A 21,844-nucleotide genomic window follows, 5' to 3' on the forward strand; every position below is an offset into this window, starting at 1 on the left:
CAACGCGTCATCCGCGCCGCGCTGCAGGCGGCCGGACTGACGACCGCTGACGTGGACGCGGTCGAGGCACACGGAACGGGCACCTCTCTCGGCGACCCGATCGAAGCGCAGGCACTGCTCGCCACTTATGGTCAGAACCGGTCAACGCCACTGCAGCTCGGGTCGGTGAAGTCCAACCTCGGCCACACCCAGGCCGCCGCCGGTGTCGCCGGGATCATCAAGATGGTTCAGGCGATGCGGCACGGCACGCTCCCGGCCACCTTGCACGCTGCCGTCCCGTCGACCCAGGTCGACTGGTCGGCCGGTGCGGTCGAACTGCTGACCTCGGCCCGGGAGTGGCCCGCAGTGGATCGGCCGCGCCGGGCGGCGGTGTCGTCGTTCGGGATCAGCGGCACCAACGCGCACGTCATCCTGGAAGCGGCGGCCGACGTCGCCGAACCGCCGGCCGCTGCCGAGCTGCCGGTCACGCCGATCGTGCTCAGCGGCGCCGACGAGAACGCGCTGCGCGCCCAGGCCGACCGGATCCGGAACTCGGCAGGTTCCCTCGGCGACATCGCCCGCGCGCTGTCGCGCCGCGCGCCGCTGCGTCACCGGTCGGTGGTTCTTGCCGCCGATCGTGCTGACCTCGACCGGCTCCCGCTGCTGCGTGGCGAGGCTCGCCGTGCCTCCCTGGCGGTCGTCTTCACCGGCCAGGGTTCGCAGCGTCTCGACATGGGACGCGGTCTCTACCAGGCGTTCCCGGTCTATGCCGCCGCCTACGACGAGGTCGCGGCGCTGCTGGACCTGCCGACGGAGCCGGAGGTGGAGCAGACCGGCTGGGCCCAGCCGGCGATCTTCGCCCTCGAGGTCGCGCTGCTTGCCTTGGTGCGCTCGTGGGGCATCCACCCGGACGTGGTCGCGGGCCATTCGATCGGTGAGATCGCGGCGGCCTATGCGGCCGGTGTCCTGACCCTGGCCGACGCTGCCACCCTGGTCTGCGCGCGGGGCCGTCTGATGCAGGCGCTGCCCGCTGGCGGGGCGATGCTGGCGGTACAGGCGTCCGAGGACGAGGTCCGGGCCGCGTTCCCGGAGGTTGACATCGCGGCGGTCAACGGGCCGAACGCGGTCGTGGTGTCGGGGGTCGACACGGACATTTCACCCCTTGAGGGCCACGGTTGGAAGACGACCCGGCTGCGCACCAGCCACGCGTTCCACTCGCGGCTGATGGAACCGATGCTCGACGACTTCCGCGCCGTCGTGAAGACGCTGACGTTCAGCGAGCCGCACCTGCCGACCGTCTCCACGGTCGACCCGGCCGGCGACTGGACCGATCCGGAGTACTGGGTGCGCCAGGTCCGCGAACCGGTCCGATTCGCCGACGCGGTCACCCGCCTGGACGCCGGCCGGGTCCTGGAGATCGGCCCGGACACCGTCCTCGCCACTCTCCTGCCCGACGCCGTCGCCGCCCTGCGCCGCGACCGCGACGAGCCCACCACGCTGCTCACCGCCGTCGCCGCGCTCTACACCGACGGTCAGGACGTCGACTGGACCGCCGTGCTCGGCGCCGGCCCCCGCGCCGACCTGCCCACCTACGCCTTCCAGCACCGGCGGTACTGGCCGAGGCCGCGGACCGGCCCGACCGGCGACGCCGCCGGACTCGGCCTGGCCGGCACCGGCCACCCTCTGGTCGGCGCCGCTGTCGCGCTGCCCTCCGGCGACGGCGTGCTGACCGGCACGCTCTCCGTGCACACCCACCCGTGGCTGCGCGACCACACGGTCGCCGGCCGGACCGTCGTGCCCGGCACCGCGCTCGCCGAGATGGCCCTCGCCGCCGGCGACCAGGCCGGCCTGCCGGTCCTCGACGAGCTGCTGCTGCAGACGCCGATGACGCTCAACGACAGCGAAGCGGCCGCCGTTCGGGTCACCCTGGCCGCCCCCGACGGCGACCGCGGCGCGGTGACCATCCACTCCCGGCTCGGCGCCGACGAACCGTGGACCCTGCACGCGACCGGCGTGCTGACCGCGGACACCGAGCCCGTCCCGGCCGCCACCGCCGGGACGACCTGGCCGCCTGCCGGGGCGCAGGAGCTCGACATCAGCGGCTTCTACGCCACCGCGGCTGTCGGCGGCCTCGACTACGGACCCACCTTCCAGGGTCTGCGCCGGGTCTGGCGACGCGGAGACACCGTCTACGCCGAGGCCGGCATCGACGACGCGGGCCGTGGCTACGCCATCCACCCGGCACTGTTCGACGCGGTCCTGCACGCCATCGGCGCCGGCGGGGCGCTCGCCGCCGAGGGCGGTGTGCGGCTGCCGTTCGGCTTCACCGGCGTCCGGGTCAGCGCCCGGGCCGGCACCGCCGTCCGCGCCGAGATCAGCCCCGCGCCGGGCACCGACACGGTCCGGCTCACGCTGACCGACCCGGCCGGTACTCCGGTGGTCACGGTCGCCGCCCTGGCGCTGCGGCCGGTCGCCCCCGCCCAGTTCGGTGGCCTGGCCGACCGGTTGCTCTACGGCCTGGACTGGACCCCGGCACCGCTGACCCCTGCCGCTGAGCTGCCGGTGGTGATGACCCTGGGCGCCGCGTTGCCCGCACCGGCGCCGATCCTGGTCGTCGACGCGACGGCACCCGGCACGGCCCGCGACCGGACGGCCACCCTGCTCACGCTGGTACAGACCTGGCTCGCCGACCCCGGCTGGGCCGACTCCCGGCTCGTGGTCCGCACCACCGGCGTGACCGGCGCCGACGTCACCGACCCGGACGGCGCCGCGCTGTGGGGCCTGATCCGCTCCGCACAGTCCGAACACCCCGACCGGTTCCACCTGCTCGACGGCCCGGACGACACCTACTATCCGGTGCCCGAGGCGTCGGTGCGCGACCGCGTCGTGCGGGTGCCGCAGCTGACCCGCCTGCGCGGCGGCGAACCGGTGGACCTGGGCGACGGCACGGTCGTGGTCACCGGCGCCACCGGCACCCTCGGCGAGCTGATCGCCCGGCACCTGCTGGACCGGTACGCCGTGCGCGACCTGCTGCTGCTCTCCCGGTCCGGGCGCAACCCGATCGCCGGCGACCCCCGGGTCCGCGCCCTGGCCTGCGACGTCGCCGACGCCGCCGCGGTGACCCGCACCCTGCGTGGCGAACACCTCACCGCCGTGGTGCACGCGGCTGGCGTCCTGGACGACGGCGCCCTGGCCTCGCTCACCCCGCAGCGGCTGGACACCGTGTTCCGGGCCAAGGTCGACGCCGCCCGCAACCTGGCCGCCGCCACGGCGGACCAGCCGCTGGCCGCGTTCGTGCTCTATTCCTCGGCGGCCGGCCTGTTCGGTACCGCGGGACAGGCCAACTACGCGGCCGCGAACGCCTACCTGGACGCGTACGCCCGCCAGTTGCGTGCCGCAGGCGTCCCCGCCACCTCGCTCGCCTGGGGTCTGTGGAGCGCCGGCATGGGGGAGCAGGCCGACCAGGTGCGGATGCGCCGCGGCGGTGTCCTGCCGCTCACCGCCGAGCAGGGCCTGGCCGCGTTCGACGCCGCACTCGGCGCCGGCGCAGCCGTGGTCGCCCCGCTCGCCCTCGACCCGGCGGCGCTCGGCCATGCTGCCGCGGCCGGCATGCTGCCCCCGCTGCTCGCCGGACTGGTCCGCACCCCGCGGCCGTCCGCGGCGGCACCGGCCGGCCAGGCGCTCGAGCAGCGCCTGGCCGGGCTGAGCGCCGACAACCAGGACCGCCTCGTGCTCGACGTGGTCCAGGCGCAGGTCGCCGCCGTGCTCGGCCACGACTCCGGCGCGGCCGTGCCGGCCGACCGGGCTTTCACTGAGCTCGGTTTCGACTCGCTGACCGCCGTCGAACTGCGCAACCGGCTGGGCCTGGCCACCGGGCTGCGGCTGCCGTCGACCCTGGTCTTCGACTACCCGACCGCCGGCGCGCTGGCCGCATACCTCACCGGCCGGCTGCGGCCCGAGGTGATCTCACCGACCGTGGCGCTGCTCGCCGAGCTCGACCAGCTCGAACAGGGCCTGCGCGCGGCCGCCGCCGGCGAACCCGACCGGACCCGGGTCACCGCGCGGCTGCATGGGCTGCTCGCCGCCTGGCAGGGCGCGGACGGCACACCGGGCGCCGGCACCGCGCTGGCCGAGGAGCTGGAAACCGCCAGCGACGACCAGATGTTCGACCTGCTCGGCAAGGAATTCGGCATCTCCTGACCCGCCGCCGCGGCACACGAAGGGCACACACATGAGCGAGCCAGGACAGGTCCCGGAGGACCGGCTGCGGTACTTCCTCAAGCGGGTCACCGCCGAGCTGCACGACACCCGCGAACGGCTGCGCGGCGCCGAGCAGTCCGCCGTCGAGCCGATCGCGATCGTCGGCATGGCCTGCCGGTTCCCCGGCGGCGTCGGCTCACCGCAGGACCTCTGGGACCTGGTGGCGGCCGGGCGCGACGCCATCGGGCCGTTCCCGGACAACCGTGGCTGGGACGTCGACACCCTCTACCACCCGGACCCGGACCACCCCGGTACGACGTACTCGAATCAGGGTGGTTTCCTGCCCGGCGCGGCCGACTTCGACCCCGGCCTGTTCGGCATCTCACCGCGCGAGGCCCTGGCCATGGACCCGCAGCACCGGCTGCTGCTGGAGACGTCCTGGGAGGCGATCGAGCGCGCCGGGCTGGAGCCCGCGGCGCTGCGCGGCTCCCGGACCGGGGTGTTCGCCGGTGTGATGTACAACGACTACGCCCTGGTGGTCAGCGGGTCCTCGGACGCCGCCGAGGGGTTCATGGGCACCGGCGGCAGCATCGCCTCCGGCCGGGTCGCCTACACGTTCGGACTCGAGGGCCCGACCGTCACCGTCGACACCGCCTGCTCCTCGTCGCTGGTGGCGCTGCACCTGGCCGTGCAGGCGCTGCGCAACCGCGAGTGCGAGATGGCCCTCGCCGGTGGAGTCACGGTGATGGCCACCCCGAACACGTTCGTCGGCTTCTCCCGGCAGCGCGGGCTGGCGCCGGACGGCCGGTGCAAGTCGTTCGCCGACGACGCCGACGGCACCGGCTGGGGTGAGGGCGTCGGGATGCTGCTGGTCGAGCGGTTGTCCGACGCACGGCGCCTCGGGCATCCGGTCCTCGCGGTGGTGCGGGGGAGCGCGGTCAACTCCGACGGCGCGTCCAACGGGCTGACCGCGCCGAACGGGCCGTCGCAGCAGCGGGTCATCCTGGCCGCGCTGGCCGCCGCCCAGCTCGAACCCGGCGACGTGGACGCCGTCGAGGCGCACGGCACCGGCACCCCGCTCGGTGACCCGATCGAGGCGCAGGCGCTGCTGGCCACGTACGGCCAGCGCCGCACCGAGCCGCTCTGGCTGGGCTCGGTCAAGTCGAACCTCGGGCACACCCAGGCCGCCGCCGGCGTCGCCGGGATCATCAAGATGGTCGAGGCCATGCGGCACGGCACGCTGCCGGCCACCCTGCACGCCGCCACCCCGTCGACCCAGGTGGACTGGACGGCAGGCGCGGTGGAACTGCTGACCTCGGCGCGGGACTGGCCGGCGGTGGACCGTCCGCGCCGGGCCGCGGTGTCGTCGTTCGGGATCAGCGGCACCAACGCGCACGTCATCCTCGAAGCCGTTCCCGACGAGGTTCCGGCGGCGCCGGCTGCACTGCCGGTCACTCCGCTGGTGTTCGCCGCCGCCGATGAGCAGGCCCTGGACGCGCAGCTCGCCCGGGTCGCCGCCCACCTGGCCGGCCATCCCGGTGTGTCGCTGCCCGCGGTGGCCGCCACGCTCGCCGGGCGCGCCCGCCTGCCGTACCGCGCCGTGGCGCTCGGCCGTGACCGGACCGCGCTGGCGGCCGCGCTGGCCGCGGGCGGCACCGTCCGCGGTGTTGCCGGGCAGCCCGGCCGGCTCGCGGTCGTCTTCACCGGCCAGGGTTCGCAGCGTCTCGACATGGGTCGCGGTCTCTACGACGCGTTCCCGGTGTTTGCCGCCGCGTACGACGAGGTTGTGGCTCTCCTGGAGTTGCCGGAACCGCAGGTGGAGCAGACCGGCTGGGCCCAGCCGGCGATTTTTGCCCTTGAAGTCGCTCTGCTTGCCTTGGTGCGCTCGTGGGGCATCCACCCGGATGTGGTCGCCGGGCACTCGATCGGCGAGATCGCCGCAGCGTATGCGGCCGGGGTGCTGACCCTGGCCGACGCGGCCACGCTGGTGTCCGCGCGGGGCCGTCTGATGCAGGCGTTGCCCGCTGGCGGGTCGATGCTGGCGGTGCAGGCGTCCGAGGACGAGGTCCGCGCGGCGTTCCCGGACGTCGACATCGCGGCGGTCAACGGCCCGCGCGCGGTCGTGGTGTCCGCTCGGGAAGAAGATATTCAGCCCGTCGAGGCGCACGGCTGGAAGACGACGCGGCTGCGCACGAGCCACGCGTTCCACTCGCGGCTGATGGAGCCGATGCTCGACGACTTCCGCGTCGTGGTGAAGGCGCTGACGTTCAGCGAGCCGCGCCTGGCCGTGGTCTCGACCGTGGCGGACGGCGGGGACTGGACCGATCCGGAGTACTGGGTGCGGCAGGTCCGCGAACCGGTGCGGTTCGCCGACGCCGTGGCCCGCCTCGACGCGACCCGGGTCCTGGAGATCGGCCCGGACACCGTCCTGGCCACGCTGATACCTGACGCCGTGGCCGCGCTGCGCCGCGAGCGCAGCGAACCCGCAACCCTGCTCAGCGCGATCGCCACGCTGTTCACCGTCGGCACCGCCGTGGACTGGCCCGCGGTCACCGGCGACGGCGGGCACACCGACCTGCCCACCTACCCGTTCACCCACCGCCGGCTGTGGCCCCGGCCCGGCCCCGGCGGGCGCGGTGACGCCGCCGGCCTCGGCCTCGACCCCGGCGGGCACCCGCTGCTCGGCGCCGCCGTCGAGCTGCCGGACACCGCGACCCTGGTGCTCACCGGCACCCTGGAACCGGCCGGCCAGCCCTGGCTCACCGAGCACACCGTGCGGGGCCGGGCCGTGCTGCCCGGCACCGCCCTCGCCGAGTTGGCCCTGGCCGCCGGTGCCCGCGCCGGCGTACCCGCCCTGGACGAGCTGGTCTTCCAGGCGCCGCTCACCCTGCCCGAGCGGGGTGCCGCCGCGATCCGGGTCACCGTGACCGAAACCGATCGGGTCTCCACGGTCACCGTCCGGTCCCGGGCCGCCGACGGCGAACCCTGGGTCACCCACGCCACAGGCACGCTGTCCGCCGCCGACCCTGCGGACGTCGACGCCGACCTGGTGAGCTGGCCGCCGGACAGCGCCGAGGAGCTGCCGCTGACCGGGCTCTACGAGGCGTTCGCCGATGCCGGCCTCGGCTACGGCCCGGCGTTCCGCGGCCTGCGCCGGCTGTGGCGCCGCGGCGGCGAGGTGTTCGCCGAGGTCCGCACTGACGCGGCCACCGACGGGTACGGCCTGCACCCGGCACTGGCCGACGCGGTGCTGCACGCGATCGGCCCGGCCGCGCTGCTGCCCGGCGACGGCCTGCGGCTGCCGTTCGCGGTCGCCGGCGTGCACCGGTTCGGCCCGGCCGGCGCCGCCCTGCGAGCCCGGCTGACCGTCGCGGACGGCACCGACACGGTCCGGCTGGACCTGGCCGACGACACCGGCCTGCCGGTGGCCACCTTCGAGCGGATCACGCTGCGCCCGGTCGCCACCGACCGGTTCGCCGGCGCCGCGGCCGACCGGCTGCTGCACGAGGTCGCCTGGGTGCCGCAGCAGGCGACCGCCACGGCACCGGACGCCGTTGTGCCGCTCGGCGCCGCGCTGCCGTCCCCGGTGGCGACCCTGCTGGTGGATGCGACCGCGCCGGGCCCCGCCGGAACCCGGACCGCCGCCCTGCTCACCCTGCTGCAGGACTGGCTCGTCGACCCGGCGTGGGCGTCCTCGCAGCTGGTGGTGCGCACCCACGGAGCGGTCGGCGACCACGTCACCGATCCCGATGGCGCCGCCCTGTGGGGCCTGGTCCGCTCGGCGCAGGCCGAACACCCGGACCGGCTGCGCCTGCTCGACGGACCGGACGACGTCAGCTACCCGCTGCCGCAGGCCGCGATCCGTGACGGCGTCCCGCTGGTGCCACGGCTCGCCCGGCTGCGCCCGGACACCACCGAGGCGGCACCGGTGACGTTCGGCGCCGGCACGGTGCTGGTCACCGGCGCCGCCGGTACGCTCGGCAGCCTGCTCGTGCACCACCTGGCGCAGGCGCACGGCGTCCGCGACCTGCTGCTGCTGTCCCGCTCCGGCACCGGCGTGGACGTGCCCGGCGCGGTCGTCCGCTCACTGGCCTGCGACGTCGCCGACCCGCAGGCGGTCGCCCGGGCCCTGCACGGCGAACGGATCACCGCGGTGGTGCACGCCGCGGGAGTCCTCGACGACGCGCTGCTCGCCGACCTCACGCCGGACCGGCTCGCCACGGTGTTCCGCGCCAAGGTGGACGCCGCCCGCACGCTGGCGGCCGCGACCCGGGACCAGCCCCTGGCCGCGTTCGTGCTCTACTCCTCGGCGGCCGGTGTGCTCGGCAACCCGGGACAGGGCAACTACGCGGCCGCGAACGCCTTCCTCGACGCGTACGCGATCCAGCTGCGCGCCGACGGTGTCCCCGCCACCTCGCTCGCCTGGGGTCCGTGGGACGCCGGCATGGCCGACGCGCTCGGCGAAGCCGGGCAGCGGCGACTGCGCCGCGGCGGCATCCTCCCGCTCACCGCCGCGCAGGGCCTCGCCGCGTTCGACGCCGCCCTGACCACCACCCGGCCCCTGCTGGTGCCGATCGCGCTCGACCCGGCCGGCCTGCACGCCGCCGCGTCCGCCGGAGCACTGCCCGCCGTCCTCGCCGGTCTCGTCCCGGCCGGCGCCGGCGCGGGCGGCCCGGACCAGCGGGCACTCGCCGCCTTCCAGCGCCGGCTCACCCAGCTGCCCGCCGACGACCTGCGGGCCGCCCTCGCCGACCTGGTCGCCCGGCAGGCCGCAGTGGTGCTCGGGCACACCGCACCGGACGACGTCGACGCGCACCGGCCGTTCCTGGAGGCCGGCTTCGACTCACTGACCTCGGTGGAACTGCGCAACCGGCTCGGCGCCGCCACCGGGCTCACGCTGCCGACCACGCTGCTGTTCGACCACCCCACCCCGGACGCCCTGGTCACCCACCTGGCCGGGCGGCTGGCCCGCCCGGACGAGGCGGCACCGCAGCAGGCCGGCACCCTCGGCACACTGTTCCGGGAAGCCTCGGCCACCGGGCGCAGCGGCGAGTTCTTCGCGGTGCTGACCGCGGCGGCGGCGTTCCGCCCGGTGTTCCGCACCGCCGCCGAGCTTCCCCGCCCGGTCGACGTGGTCCGTCTCGCCACCGGCACCGACAGCGCGACACTGGTCTGCCTGCCCTCGATCCTGGCCATCTCCGGCCCGCACCAGTACGTCCGGTTCGCCGGCGCCCTGCGCGGGCGGCGCAGCGTGGCCGCGGTCGCCGCACCCGGCTTCCACCACGGCGAGCTGCTGCCCGCCAGCGTCGCAGCGGTGATCTCCGCGCAGGCCGACGCGGTCGCGGCGCACCTCGCCGGGCGGCCGGCGGTGCTGGTCGGGCACTCGTCCGGCGGCATGCTCGCGCACGGCGTCGCCGCCGAGTTGGAACGCCGCGGCGCCGCCGTGGCCGCGCTCGTGCTGATCGACATCTACTCGCACGACGTCGAGGCGCTCGCCGGCATCCAGCCGGTGCTCAGCGCCGGCATGCTCGAACGCGAGGACGGCTACGTGCCGATGGACGACACCCGGCTCACCGCGATGGGCGGCTATGTCAGGCTCTTCCATGGCTGGCAGCCCGGCCCGATCGCCGCGCCGACGCTGCTGGTGCGCGCCGGCGAGCCGATGTTCGGCTGGTCCCGCGACGGCGACTGGCGCTCGTCGTGGCCGCTGCCGCACCGCACCCTGGACACCCCCGGCAACCACTTCTCCGTCATGGAGGACCACGCCACCACGACCGCCCGGACCGTCGACACCTGGCTGTCCGAGCTGCTCCCGACCGATCTCGACCCGAAGGCAGCCACGTGAGCAACCCCGCCGAGAACCTGTGGATCCGCCGGTTCCACTCCGAGCCGAACAGCCGCGTCACCCTGGTCTGCTTCCCGCACGCCGGCGGCTCGGCCAGCTTCTACTACCCGGTCTCGGACGCCCTGCAGTCCGCCGTGCAGGTCGTCGCGCTGCAGTACCCGGGCCGGCAGGACCGCCGGCAGGAGCAGCCGCTGACCACCATCGGCGAGCTGGCCGACGCGTCGTTCGCGGCGCTGCGGCCGCTGATGGACCGGCCGCTGGCGTTCTTCGGGCACAGCATGGGCGCCACCCTGGCGTACGAGGTCGCGGCGCGGATGCGCACCGGGCTGGGCAGCGGCCCGGTCACCCTGTTCGCCTCCGGCAGGCGGGCGCCGTCGCGGCACCGGGTCGAGACCGTGCACCAGCGCGACGACGAGGGCATCGTCACCGAGCTGAAGACGCTCAGCGGCACCGACACCCGCATCCTCGGCGACCTGGAGCTGCTGCGGATGATCCTGCCGGCGATCCGCAGCGACTACACGGCCGCCGAGACGTACCGCTGGCAGCCGGGCCCGCCGCTGGCCTGCCCGATCGTGGCGCTGGTCGGCGACACCGACCCGAAGGTGAGCCTGGACGAGGCCGAGGCCTGGGGTGAGCACACCACCGGCGGCTTCGAGCTGCGAACCTTCCCCGGCGGCCACTTCTACCTCGCCCAGCACCAGCGCGCGGTGATCAACCTGATCAGCGACCAGCTGCTCTCCCTGACCCCCTGAGGATGGCCGTGGCACCGACCTTCGTGATCAGCACCGGCCGGTGCGGATCGACCATGCTCTCCCGGATGCTGCGCCTGCACCCCGAGGTGCTCAGCCTCAGCGAGCTGTTCAGCACCGTACGCGCCCGGCACCCGTTCGACGGGTCCCCGGACGGCGCCGGGTTCTGGCGGATGCTCAGCGAGCCCGACCCCGCCGTGGACACCATGGTCACCGCGGGGCTCACCGTCTCCGAGCTGATCTACCCGTACGCCACCGGCCGGTTCGACCCGGCGCGCGGCGTCCCGTTGATCTGCCACATGACGCTGCCGATGCTCACCGACGACCCGGACGCGCTCTACGACGAGCTCGCCGCCGAGGTGCCGTTGTGGCCGGTCCGGCCGATCGCCGAGCACTACCGTCAGCTGTTCACCTTCCTGGCCGGCCGGTGCGGGCGGCCGGTCGTGGTGGAGCGCTCCGGCGGCTCGCTGAGCCTGCTGCCCCGGCTGCGCGACGCGTTCCCCGACGCCCGGTTCGTCTACCTGACCCGCGACGGCGTGGACTCGGCGCTGTCGATGAGCCGGCATGCCGGGTTCCGGCTGATGCTGATGGGCCGGGCCGCCGCCCGCGTCACCGGGGTCAGCGGCCCGGAACAGCTCGGCCCGGCCCAGATGCCGCTGCTGCCACCGGAGGTCGGCCGGATGCTGGCCGACCCGGCCGAGCTGCCCCGGCTGATGGCCCGGGACGTGCCGGTCACCGCGTTCGGCGCGCTGTGGTCGGAGATGACCCGCGAAGGCGCCGACGAGTTGCTGCGGCTGCCCGGCGACAGGTGGACGATGCTCGCGTACGAGCACGTGGTCGCCGACCCGCGCGGTCAGCTGTCCCGGCTGGCCGGCTTCCTCGGCGTACCGGCGAACCGGTCCTGGCTGACCGCGGCGGCCGGGCTGGTCGACCGGGACCGGCGCGGGGCCTCGTCCCGGCTGGACACCCGGCTGCGCGCCGCCCTGCGCCGGTCCTGCGCACCGGGGACGGCCGTCGACGCGGTGCTCGCGGCGGCGGCCGGCGTGCTGCTGCACGTGCCGCTGTGACCGGCCTGCTGGCGGCGCTGTTCGCGGCGCCGGTGGTGACCGCCGAGACCCGTACCGACCCGCCCGGCCCGGCGCTGTTCCCCGCCGAGGAAGCGGTGATCGCGCGGTCGGTGGACAAACGCCGCCGGGAGTTCACCACCGTGCGGCACTGCGCGCGGACCGCCCTGGCCGGGCTCGGGGTGCCACCCGCGCCGATCCTGCCCGGCCTGCGCGGCGCACCGATCTGGCCGCCGGGCGTGGTCGGCAGCATGACCCACTGCGCGGGGTTCCGTGGCTGCGCCGTGGCGCACGCCGGTGACCTGCGCACGATCGGTCTCGACGCCGAACCGGCCGACCCGCTGCCGGACGGTGTGCTGGAGGCGATCGCGCTGCCCGCCGAACGCGACGCCGTGCTGACCGCGGACCCCGGCGTGCCGTGGGACCGGCTGCTGTTCAGCGCGAAGGAATCGGTCTACAAGGCCTGGTTCCCGCTCACCCACCGGTTCCTCGAGTTCAGCGAGGCCCACGTCGAGCTGGACCCGGCCGGCACGTTCATCGCGACCGTGTTGACCGCCCACGCCGGCGAACCGGCCGGGTTCACCGGCCGCTGGCTGTGCCGCGACGGCCTGCTCATCACCGCGATCGCCGTCCCGGCCTAGGGGTGCTCCTGGGGTGTGGCGCGGCACCGGCCGCACCCCAGGATCACCCGTGACAGCTGGACACGACCGCTCGGAGGGCCGGATGGACACGCAGCGCAGGAGCGCCCCGTCGCTGCCGCGGCCCGGTGCCGGCACGGACCTGGTCGTGCGCGACCGCACCACCGGCGACCTGCTGCAGTTCGGCTACCGGGCCGGCAGCTTCGACGCCCCGGTCCGGATCGGCACCGGCTTTCACCTCGGCCGGGTGCCACACCTGGTGGCCGGCGACTTCACCGGCGACGGTGCGCGGCAGCTGCTCTGCCTGCTCCCCGACGGCCGCGAGGCGCTGCTGCCCCCGGCCGCGTCGTTCGACATCGGCGACCTGAGCACGGCATCGCACCGGCCCGGAACGGCGGTGCAGGCCGTCGTCGCACGGTCCGCCGGCCCCGACCGGGTGCTGCGGTCCGCCGCCGACGGCACGGTCCGGCTCGGCACCGCCACCGACCCCGGTGACGCGGTCGCCACGATCACCCCCGGCGCCGTGCTGCTGGGCACCGCGGACGTCACCGGCACCGGCCCCGAACTGCTGGTCCGCCTGCCCGGTGGCGCGATCAGCGCCATCGAGACCGGCGGCGCCCGGCACGACCTGGGCTCCGACTGGGACGGCGCTCTCGTGGTCGCCGCCGCGGACCTCACCGGCGACGCGCTCGCCGACCTGATCGCCTTCGGACCCGCGGGGAACCTGCTGGTGTTCCCGCACAGTGGCGTCTTCTGGCCGCAGTTCCCCGCGGTCACCTTCCTGTCCCCGGTGGCCGTGGCCGCGAGCGTCGGCGCCTACGACGTCATCGGCTGACGGCACCCCCAAGATCGCGAGGACACTCACCCATGGACACGTTGGCCGAAGCGGTACTCGCCGGAGCCCCACCGGACGAACTCGCCCGGATCCCGCTGCCCTCGTCGTACCTCGCCGCGCACCTGCGCGAAGAGGACGCGGGCATGTTCGACGGCGAGGCGGACCGCGACGTCCGGCGGTCGATGCACGTCGGGCCGGTGCCGATGCCGGCGCTCGCCCCCGACGAGGTGGTCGTCGCGGTGCTCGCCAGCTCGATCAACTACAACACGGTGTGGTCGGCGATGTTCGAGCCGATCTCGACGTTCACCGCGGTGCGCCGCTTTGCGCGCCAGGGCGGCTACGCGGCCCGCCACGACCTGCCGCACCAGGTCGTCGGCTCGGACGCGGCCGGCGTGGTCGTCCGGGTCGGCGACGGCGTACGGCACTGGACGGTCGGCGACCACGTGATGGTCAGCCCGGCCTACGTCGACGACCAGGACCCGGGCTCGCACGCCGACGCGATGATGGGACCCGAGGGCCGCGCCTGGGGCTACGAGACCAACTTCGGCGGCCTCGCGCACTACACCGTGGTGCGGGCCAGCCAGCTCGTCCCGAAGCCGCCGCACCTGACGTGGGAGGAAGCGGCCTCGGTCACGCTGTGCGCCGGGACCGCCTACCGGATGCTGATCGGCGCCAACGGCGCCCGGATGAAGCAGGGCGACATCGCGCTGATCTGGGGCGCCACCGGCGGCCTGGGCGGCTTCGCCGTGCAGATGGTCAAGAACGGCGGCGGCGTCGCGGTCGGCGTGGTCAGCTCCGAGCACAAGGCGCAGATCCTGCGCGAGCAGGGCTGCGACGTGATCATCAACCGCAGCGAGCTGGGCATGGGCGAGGGCGCCGACACCCCGGCGGACGCCGTCGAATACGGCAAGCGGCTCGGCCGCCGGATCCGCGCCGAGCTGGGCGAGGACCCGCACATCGCGTTCGACTACGTCGGCCGGGCCACCTTCGGCACGTCGGTGCACGTGGTCCGCCGCGGCGGCACGGTCGTCACCTGCGGGTCGAGCACCGGCTACCAGCACCAGTACGACAACCGGTACCTGTGGATGAACCTCAAGCGGGTGATCGGCAGCCACATCGCCAACCTGCAGGAGCAGTGGGACACCGCCCGGCTGTTCCGCCAGGGCGGGCTGGTGCCGATCCTGACCGACGTGCACCCGCTCGAGCAGACCGGCGAGGCGCTGCGGCTCGTGCAGAACAACCGGCACGTCGGTAAGGTCGGCGTGCTCTGCCTGGCACCCACCGAGGGCCTGGGCGTGACCGACACCGAGGCCCGCGAGCGGATCGGCGTCGACCGGCTCACCTCGTGGCGCCGCTACGCGACGACGGCGAGGGTGTGACGATGTCCGCCACCGGCATCCTGGCCACCGGGGCCTACGTACCGAAACAGATCGTGACCGGCGCGGACGTGGCCGGCCCGGCCGGCGTCACCCCGGAGTGGATCGAACGCAAGACGCAGATCGTCACCCGCCGCTACGCCGCCCCCGACGAGGCGACCTCCGACCTGGCGGCCCACGCCGCCGAGCAGGCCCTGGACCGGGCCGGGCTGCCGGCCACCGCGCTGCGCTACCTGATCGTCTCGACGTCCACGCCGGACTCACCGCAGCCACCCACCTCCTACCTGGTGCAGGACCTGATCGGCGCGACCGGCGCCGCGTGCTTCGACATCAACGTCGTCTGCAGCGGCTTCGTCTACGGCCTCGCCCTGGCCCGCGCCCTGGTCGCCCAGGAACCCGGCGCGCACGCGCTGGTCGTCGCCGCCGACGTCTACTCGCGGATCCTGGACGTCACCGACCGCAAGACCGTCGTGCTGCTCGGCGACGGCGCCGGCGCGGCGCTCGTCGGCCCGGTGGCCACCGGCGGCTTCCTCGACTTCGAGCTGACCAGCCACGGTTCTGCCCGCGGCCTGATCCGGGTGGACGCCGGCGGCAGCCGGATGCCCGCCACCCACGACACCGTCGACAACGGCGACCACCTGTTCCGGATGAACGGCCGCGGCGTCCGCGACTTCGTCATGGACAATGTCCCCGGCGCGGTGCGCACCCTGGTCGAGCGCACCGGCCACCGGCTCGCCGACGTCGGCCACTTCGTCCCGCACCAGGCCAACGGGGTGCTGCTCAGCGAACTGGTGACCCGCTCCGGGCTCGACCACGCACAGACCCACCGGACGCTGGAGGCCTACGGCAACACCGGCAGCGCGTCCACCGCGCTCGCCCTGGAGGCCGCCGACAGCGGGGGACACCTGACCGACGGCGACCTGGTGCTGCTAGCCGGCTTCGGCGGCGGCATGTCGCTGGGCGCCGCGCTGCTGCGCTGGACGGGCACCCGATGACCACCACACCGCTCTTGACCGCAGGCATCACCCGGGTCGGCGTCGTCGGCTGCGGCACGATGGGCGCCGGACTCGCCGAGCTGTGCGCCCGCGCCGGCCTCGACGTGCGGATCGCGGTGTCGTCCACGGCCTCCGCGGACGCCGGCCGCGTCCGGATCGCTCGCTCGCTCGACCGCGCCGTGACGCGTGGCAAGCTCACCGCCGAGGACCGCGAGCACGCGCTCACCACGATCGCGTTCACCACCGCGCTCGACGACCTCGCGGACCGGCAACTGGTGCTCGAATCCGTGCCCGAGGACGAAAAACTCAAGCGTACGATCTTCGCGGCCCTCGACGCCGCGGTCACCGACCCGCACGCGGTGCTGGCCTCGAACACCTCCTCGATGCGCATCGCCACCCTCGCCGACCACACCGAACGCCCCGGCCGCGTCGTGGGCCTGCACTTCTTCAACCCGGTGCAGGTGCTCCCGCTCGCCGAGGTGGTCTCGGCACCGGACACCGACCCGCGCGCCGCCGCCACCGCCGAGGCGTTCGCCGCCGGCGTACTCGGCAAACAGGTGATCCGCTCCGCCGACCGCTGTGGCTTCGTGGTCAACGCGCTGCTGGTGCCGTACCTGCTCGCGGCGGTCCGGATGGTGCAGAGCGGCCATGCCGTCGCCGCCGACATCGACCGCGGCATGAAGCTGGGCTGCTCCCACCCGCTCGGCCCGCTGGAACTGACCGACCTGATCGGCCTGGACGTCATCGAGTCGGTAGCCGTGGCCCTGCACGCCGAGTTCGCCGAGCCGCTCTACGCACCCCCGGCGCTGCTGCGCGAGATGGTCGCCGCCGGCCGGCTGGGCCGCAAAACCGGAGGCGGCTTCTTCGACTACCCATCCTGACGGGTCACTGTTCGCGGTCCCGCGCGAGGCCGCTGCCACAACGACAAGACAGACCCTTCATGGGTACGCAAGGAAGCGCCGACCTGCGTCCTTCCGCTGTTCTGCCGGCTGCAGAACAGCGGCCGGACCGGACCCGACGACAACTACATTGAGTCATGACGATGACGACGCGCGCGGTCGCCTACCCGGCGGACGGTTTGACGATGATCGGGCACCTCGCGGTCCCGGCCGGCATCGGCCGCCGGCCCGCGGTGCTGCTCGGACCCGAGGGCGTGGGGCCCAGCGATGTCGAGCACCGCCGAGCCGATGCCCTCGCTGAGCTGGGATATGTAGCGCTGGCCTTCGACCTGCACGGCGGACGCTATCTGGGCGACCCCGAGGAGATGCTGGCGCGGTGCCTGCCACTGCTCGCTGATCCCGGCCGCATGCGGGGGATCGGTCATGCGGCACTCGACGTGTTGCGCAGCGAACCGCGGACCGACCCCGACCGGATCGCCGCCATCGGCTACGGCACCGGGGGCGCCATCGGGCTGGAACTCGGGCGCGACGGCGTCGACCTGCGCGCGATCGGGACGGTCAACGCACTGACCACGGGCCGACCGGGCGAGGCGGCGCGGATTCGCTGCCCCGTGTGGGCCGGGGTCGGGTCGGAAGACCCGATCATGCCGCCCGCGCAACGGGACGCGTTCACCGCCGAGATGCAGGCCGCGGGCGTCGACTGGCGCCTCACCGTCTACGGCGGCGCCTTGCACGCCTTCCATCACCCGCCGGTCGGCCACCCCACGGTTCCCGGCGTCGGCTACCACCCCCAGCACGCCCAGCGGGCCTGGCGCGACGTCCTCGCCCTGCTCGCCGAATGCCTGCCCGTGCCGGCGGATGCGGGGGCTTGAGCCCGGCCCGCGTCAGGCACTGACATCCTCCGGCCCCGGCAACCGGACGGTGACCGGAGCGCCCCCGATCTGCGATCACCGTGAACGCAAGGCCGACGAAGAGAACGGTGAGCCCGGCGAACCCGCCGGCACCGTACGTCGAAAGGGTTTTCCTCTTGCGCTCTCTGCTGCGTCGTTTCGCTCTGGCCGCCCTCATCGTCCCGGCCGCGGCCGGTGTCATGATGACCGCGTCGCCGGCCGAAGCGGCGCCGGCGAAGGCCAAGAGCGCCGAGCAGAGCCTGCAGGCCGACATCGTGCGCCTGACCAACGTCGAGCGCAGCAGCCACGGCTGCCCCGCCCTGACCGGCAACGCCGCCCTCACCCAGGCCGCCCGCGGTCACAGCACGTGGATGGGCACCACCGGCGCGTTCTCGCACACCGGCCGCAGCGGCTCCAACTTCGTGGCCCGCGCCAAGACCGCCGGGTATGCCAAGCCGTCCGCCGAGAACATCGCCTGGGGCTATCGCAGCGCCACCGAGGTCGTCAGCGCCTGGATGCGCAGCCCCGGACACCGCGCCAACATCCTCAACTGCAAGTCCACCACCGTCGGCGTCGGCGCGGTCTACGCCGCGAACGGCGCCCCGTACTACACCCAGGACTTCGGTTACTGATCCTCGCACCGATGCCCCGCCGCTCCCCCGAGCGCGGGGCATCACGCGTTGCCGTCCCGGCCGCCGCCCCGTGCGTGCTCGCCCAGCCGGATCGATGCTTCGTTCGTTGGCCGGCACACTGGCGTCGCTCAGTTCACCGCGGCTGAGACGGCGCCAGAATCGACCTCCCACCGCGGCGGCGTGCGGTGGACCCAGGCACACGTGATCCTGGGTTACGTGTTGGCGCCGCGGGCGGCCACCGGCCAGCGGTCGGCAAGTTCGCCTGCTGACACCACGATCAACTCGTCGGCCAGGTTGACGGTGGCGCAGACGTGGTTCGGGACCACCCGCACGGTGTCGCCGAGGTGGGGGAGGGGCGCGCCATCAGGGAAGACGACTGTGGCGTGGTGCTCGGAGAGAGCCACGATCCGCGCGTCCCGATGGTCCAGCAGGCGGCCGCCGCCGGTCGCCCAGGACTGTTGGTCGGCGCCGAGGACCTTGCTGCCCGCGTCCAGGATGATCCGCGGACCATTTCGGCTGACGACTGTGGACGTGACGGTCAGGGCCACCGCATCCCAGCCGCACGAGCCGAGTTCGGCCTGCTGGGCGTCACCGAAGACATACACGCCGGGGCGCAGCTCGGTGAGTGGGCCCGCGGTGGTCAGGGCGGCGGTCGGGGTGGAGCCGCCACTGCGGACGCCCGCGTCCAGGCCGGCGGCGCTGACCACGGCGGCCGCGGTGGTCAGCGCGGTCGCCTCGTCATCCGCGGCGCGCTGCTGGCGACCCGGGCCGTAGGCGTGACCCGGGAACGTGAAGACCCCGCGTACGAGTAAACCGGTCTTGTCGGCAGCGACCGCGAGGTCGGCGGCGGCCTCGGGTGCCACGCCGCTGCGATGATGTCCGCTGTCGACCTCTACCAGCACCTGCAGCCCGGGGACCGCGCGGGCCAGGGCTTCCGCGCTCGTCGCGGAATCGACGCCGACCTTCAGGTCCGCTCGGCTCGCGAGATCCCGCAGGCGCGCGGTGAGCTGGGCCGAGGGCCAGATGGGGTACGCGATGAACAGGTCGGTCAGTCCCGCGTCGGCGAAGATCTCGGCCTCCCGCACGGTGGCCACGGTCAATCCACCCGCGCCGAGTTCGACCTGCCGGCGGGCGATCTGTTCGCACTTGTGCGTCTTGGCGTGCGGGCGCAGCGTGAGCCCGAGCGTGGCGGCGTGACCGGCCATCGCGCGCAGGTTGCGATCGAGCACGTCGGCGTCGACGGTGGCGTAGGGCGTGGGCAGATCCGCGAGCAAGGCCGCCTCCTGAGTGGTTGTCAGATACTGATCATGTCGCGACGGCGGTGAGCGGGTTCGGGTCGCCGGGACGGGTGATCGGGGCGAGCAGCATGCCGGCGATGGCGTCGCAGAGGAAGTCGCCGACCGAGGCCCAGCGCGGGTCCTGCCCGTCGCGCTCGGCGCGGGTCTCCACCTCGGCCGCGGCGGTCACCATGATCCGGGTGATCAGGCTGGCCCGGGCGGTCACCACGGCACGGTCCAGGTGCTCGAGGCGGGCGCAGAGCGACTGCCGGATCAGCCCGGTGGCTGATGCCGCGTCGGTGGTCTCGGCCACCAGCGCGCGGATGCCGGGGTCGTTCAGGGCCTGGCTGAGGAACCGGGCGCGCCAGGACGGCCGGGGCAGCTGATCGAGAACGGTCATGGTCGGCATGACCAGGCTGCGGATGTCGCCGAGCACCGAGTCGGAGTACGCGAACATCGCGGCGCGCGGCGCGTCCAACTCGGTGGTGTGCCGCAGCAGCAGCGCGCGCAGCAGCCCGTCACGGCCGCCGAAGTAGTAGCGCACCGCGGAGTGGTTGGTGTTGCCGGCCTCGTCGGCGACCCGGCGGTCGGAGACCTGCGCGATGCCGGCCAGCGCGAAGAGCCGTTCCGCCGCGTCGAGCAGGGCGGTCCGGGCGGGTTCGGCGGGGTTCATCCGTTCTCCTTGGTACTCTCCCTGGAAAGTGTAAGTCACGTGACTTACGATGCCCCCGGAAAGCGAGGTAGCGATGAAAACAGTAATGGTGACCGCGCCGGGGCAGACCGCCGTGGTGGACGTCCCGGAACCCGCCGTCGGCCCGGCCGACGTGCTGGTCCGGATCCGCGCCTGCGGCATCTGCGGCTCCGACGGCCTCTACATCGCGGTCGGCGGTATCCCGCCCCGGCAGGGCGCCACCCCGCTCGGCCACGAGCCGGCCGGTGAGGTCGCGCAGGTCGGCGCGGCGGTGACCGGGATCGCGGTCGGTGACCACGTGGTGCTCAACCCGATGGCCTCCTCCGACGGCATCATCGGCAGCGGCGGCGCGCAGGGCGGGCTCTCCGACTTCGTGCTGATCAGGGACGCCGAGGTGGGCCGGCACCTGGTCACCGTGCCGAAGCACATCCCGTTCGAGGTGGCCGCGCTCAACGAGCCGATGGCGGTCGCCTCGCACGCGGTGAACCGGCTCGAACCGCAGGCCGGGCAGACCGCTGTCGTCTTCGGCGCGGGCCCGATCGGGCTGGGCGCGACGATCGGCCTCAAACTGCGCGGTGTCGCCCACGTGGTGGTCGTGGACGTGGTCGCGAACCGGCTGGCCAAGGCGCTGCGGGTCGGCGCGGACGCGGTGATCAACTCGGCCGAGGAGGACGTCGCCGAGCGGCTGCGCGAGCTGCACGGCGAGGCGCCCCGGCACTTCAGCCGCGGCGGCAAGCCCGGCACCGATCTGTACCTGGACGCGGCCGGGGTGCCGGCGGTGATCGAGACGGTGCTGGCCACGGCGAAGCACGGTGCGCGGCTCAGCGTCGTCGCTGTGCACAAGAAACCGATCAGCGTGGACTTCGGCGCGCTGCTGACCAGCGAGCTGACCATCGCGTTCGCGATGGGCTATCCGACCGAGATCTTCGAGGTCACCGAGGATCTCGTGGCGCACTGGGAGCGCTACGCGCTGATCGTCAGCGACCCGGTGCCGTTCGCGGAGGTGGGGCGGGCTCTGGAACTGGCCGCGACGCCCGGCGCGGCGGACAAAGTCGTCGTCACCTTCCCGGCCGCCTGAGTCGTCACCTTCCCGGTCTCGTGAAAGGACCGGTCTTCTGAGAGGCATCACCATGTCCGCAAGTGCTCTTCTCGTCATGGACGTGCAGCGCGCCGTCGTCGCCCGCTACCCCGACCCGGACTACCTCCCGCGCCTGCGCTCCACGATCGACGCCGCCCGTGGCGCCGGTGTCCCGGTGATCTACGTGAGCGTCGGGTTCCGCCCCGGTGGCCCGGAGATCAGCCCGCGTAACCGGATGTTCGGCCGGCTCGCCGGCGCGCCCGCCCACCCCGCCGCCGAGGAGGGGATGCAGGTCCACCCGGACGTCGCGCCCGAGCCTGGCGACATCGTCGTGGTCAAACGCCGGGTCAGCGGGTTCGCCGGCAGCGACCTGGAGATGGTGCTGCGGGCCGGCGGTTTCGAGCACCTGGTGCTCGCCGGCATCGCGACCAGTGGCGTGGTGCTGTCGACCCTGCGGCAGGCCGCCGACCTGGACTTCGGGCTCACCGTGCTCGCCGACGGCTGCCTGGACAGCGATGCGGAGGTGCACCGGGTGCTGACCGAGAAGGTCTTCCCGATGCAGGCCGACGTGGTGACCTCGGCCGAGTGGGTCGCCGGGCTCTAAAAGGCCGCACCCTGAAACGCCGCACCCTGAAACGCCGCACCCTGAAACGCCGCACCCTGAAACGCCGCACCCTGAAACGCCGCACCCTGAAA

The 21,844-nt window shown here is 74.1% G+C and carries 15 protein-coding genes and 1 pseudogene; 13 read left to right on the forward strand and 3 right to left on the reverse strand.

The features are described 5' to 3' along the window. The 11 genes and pseudogenes from Apa02nite_RS20815 to Apa02nite_RS20865 form a co-directional block, all read left to right on the forward strand. Window positions 1-4,179 (forward strand): type I polyketide synthase (locus Apa02nite_RS20815; protein WP_203826449.1); only part of this gene is annotated, 4,179 nt, incomplete at its 5' end. Between the two features lie 55 nt (window positions 4,180-4,234). Beyond that, window positions 4,235-10,024, forward strand: a pseudogene (locus tag Apa02nite_RS20820) (SDR family NAD(P)-dependent oxidoreductase); the annotation flags it as partial. Beyond that, window positions 10,021-10,776 carry a thioesterase II family protein gene (locus Apa02nite_RS20825; protein ID WP_203826451.1) on the forward strand — a complete coding sequence of 252 codons (756 nt, stop codon included), beginning with the start codon at window positions 10,021-10,023 and terminating at the stop codon, window positions 10,774-10,776. The pseudogene Apa02nite_RS20820 and the gene Apa02nite_RS20825, both read left to right, overlap by 4 nt. A gap of 8 nt (window positions 10,777-10,784) precedes the next feature. After that, on the forward strand, window positions 10,785-11,840 hold the full coding sequence (locus Apa02nite_RS20830) for a sulfotransferase family protein (protein WP_203826452.1): 1,056 nt from the start codon (window positions 10,785-10,787) through the stop codon (window positions 11,838-11,840). Then, the gene (locus Apa02nite_RS20835) at window positions 11,837-12,478 is read left to right on the forward strand and encodes a 4'-phosphopantetheinyl transferase family protein (RefSeq protein WP_239164441.1); all 642 of its coding nucleotides are present in this window, start codon (window positions 11,837-11,839) and stop codon (window positions 12,476-12,478) included. The genes Apa02nite_RS20830 and Apa02nite_RS20835 overlap by 4 nt, the downstream gene beginning before the upstream one ends. A 49-nt stretch (window positions 12,479-12,527) precedes the next feature. After that, window positions 12,528-13,310, forward strand: coding sequence for a hypothetical protein (locus Apa02nite_RS20840; protein WP_203826453.1), 783 nt, complete (start codon window positions 12,528-12,530; stop codon window positions 13,308-13,310). A gap of 32 nt (window positions 13,311-13,342) precedes the next feature. Continuing rightward, entirely contained in the window at window positions 13,343-14,689 is a 1,347-nt protein-coding gene (gene ccrA, locus Apa02nite_RS20845) for a crotonyl-CoA carboxylase/reductase (RefSeq protein ID WP_203826454.1), read from the forward strand. A gap of 2 nt (window positions 14,690-14,691) precedes the next feature. Beyond that, window positions 14,692-15,681 (forward strand): 3-oxoacyl-ACP synthase III family protein, encoded by a 990-nt coding sequence (locus Apa02nite_RS20850; RefSeq protein WP_203826455.1) that lies wholly within the window; start codon window positions 14,692-14,694, stop codon window positions 15,679-15,681. Next, entirely contained in the window at window positions 15,678-16,562 is an 885-nt protein-coding gene (locus Apa02nite_RS20855; protein WP_239164442.1) for a 3-hydroxybutyryl-CoA dehydrogenase, read from the forward strand. Before Apa02nite_RS20850 ends, Apa02nite_RS20855 begins: the two co-directional genes overlap by 4 nt. A gap of 155 nt (window positions 16,563-16,717) precedes the next feature. Continuing rightward, complete coding sequence (locus tag Apa02nite_RS20860; protein ID WP_203826456.1) at window positions 16,718-17,452, forward strand: dienelactone hydrolase family protein; 735 nt, start codon at window positions 16,718-16,720, stop codon at window positions 17,450-17,452. A gap of 155 nt (window positions 17,453-17,607) precedes the next feature. Then, window positions 17,608-18,102, forward strand: coding sequence for a CAP domain-containing protein (locus tag Apa02nite_RS20865; RefSeq protein ID WP_239164443.1), 495 nt, complete (start codon window positions 17,608-17,610; stop codon window positions 18,100-18,102). A gap of 212 nt (window positions 18,103-18,314) precedes the next feature. Here Apa02nite_RS20865 and Apa02nite_RS20870 read toward each other — a convergent pair whose 3' ends face one another. Both Apa02nite_RS20870 and Apa02nite_RS20875 read right to left on the reverse strand, forming a co-directional pair. Further along, a complete protein-coding gene (locus Apa02nite_RS20870; RefSeq protein ID WP_203826457.1) occupies window positions 18,315-19,376 on the reverse strand; it encodes an alanine racemase in 1,062 nt (353 codons plus the stop codon). 31 nt (window positions 19,377-19,407) lie between these two features. After that, a complete protein-coding gene (locus Apa02nite_RS20875) occupies window positions 19,408-20,052 on the reverse strand; it encodes a TetR family transcriptional regulator (RefSeq protein WP_203826458.1) in 645 nt (214 codons plus the stop codon). 73 nt (window positions 20,053-20,125) lie between these two features. Between Apa02nite_RS20875 and Apa02nite_RS20880 the strand changes: the two genes are divergently transcribed. Together Apa02nite_RS20880 and Apa02nite_RS20885 are read left to right on the forward strand one after the other, a co-directional pair. Further along, window positions 20,126-21,148: a zinc-dependent alcohol dehydrogenase gene (locus tag Apa02nite_RS20880; protein ID WP_203826459.1), complete on the forward strand. Its 1,023-nt coding sequence runs from the start codon at window positions 20,126-20,128 to the stop codon at window positions 21,146-21,148. Window positions 21,149-21,200: 52 nt separating this feature from the next. Next, the gene (locus Apa02nite_RS20885; protein ID WP_203826460.1) at window positions 21,201-21,752 is read left to right on the forward strand and encodes a cysteine hydrolase family protein; all 552 of its coding nucleotides are present in this window, start codon (window positions 21,201-21,203) and stop codon (window positions 21,750-21,752) included. Here the strand turns inward: Apa02nite_RS20885 and Apa02nite_RS52380 are convergent. Beyond that, window positions 21,749-21,844 (reverse strand): pentapeptide repeat-containing protein (locus tag Apa02nite_RS52380; protein WP_203826464.1); only part of this gene is annotated, 96 nt, incomplete at its 5' end. The genes Apa02nite_RS20885 and Apa02nite_RS52380 overlap by 4 nt on opposite strands.

Source organism: Actinoplanes palleronii (assembly GCF_016862315.1).
GTDB classification, from domain to species: domain Bacteria; phylum Actinomycetota; class Actinomycetes; order Mycobacteriales; family Micromonosporaceae; genus Actinoplanes; species Actinoplanes palleronii.

Bases quoted from the DNA above. Each gene is read 5' to 3' on its own strand.
- Apa02nite_RS20860 (WP_203826456.1), top strand. From the start codon at position 16,718: ATGACGATGACGACGCGCGCGGTCGCCTACCCGGCGGACGGTTTGACG.
- Apa02nite_RS20880 (WP_203826459.1), top strand. From the start codon at position 20,126: ATGAAAACAGTAATGGTGACCGCGCCGGGGCAGACCGCCGTGGTGGAC.
- Apa02nite_RS20875 (WP_203826458.1), bottom strand. From the start codon at position 20,052: ATGAACCCCGCCGAACCCGCCCGGACCGCCCTGCTCGACGCGGCGGAA.
- Apa02nite_RS20885 (WP_203826460.1), top strand. From the start codon at position 21,201: ATGTCCGCAAGTGCTCTTCTCGTCATGGACGTGCAGCGCGCCGTCGTC.
- ccrA (WP_203826454.1), top strand. From the start codon at position 13,343: ATGGACACGTTGGCCGAAGCGGTACTCGCCGGAGCCCCACCGGACGAA.
- Apa02nite_RS20850 (WP_203826455.1), top strand. From the start codon at position 14,692: ATGTCCGCCACCGGCATCCTGGCCACCGGGGCCTACGTACCGAAACAG.
- Apa02nite_RS20855 (WP_239164442.1), top strand. From the start codon at position 15,678: ATGACCACCACACCGCTCTTGACCGCAGGCATCACCCGGGTCGGCGTC.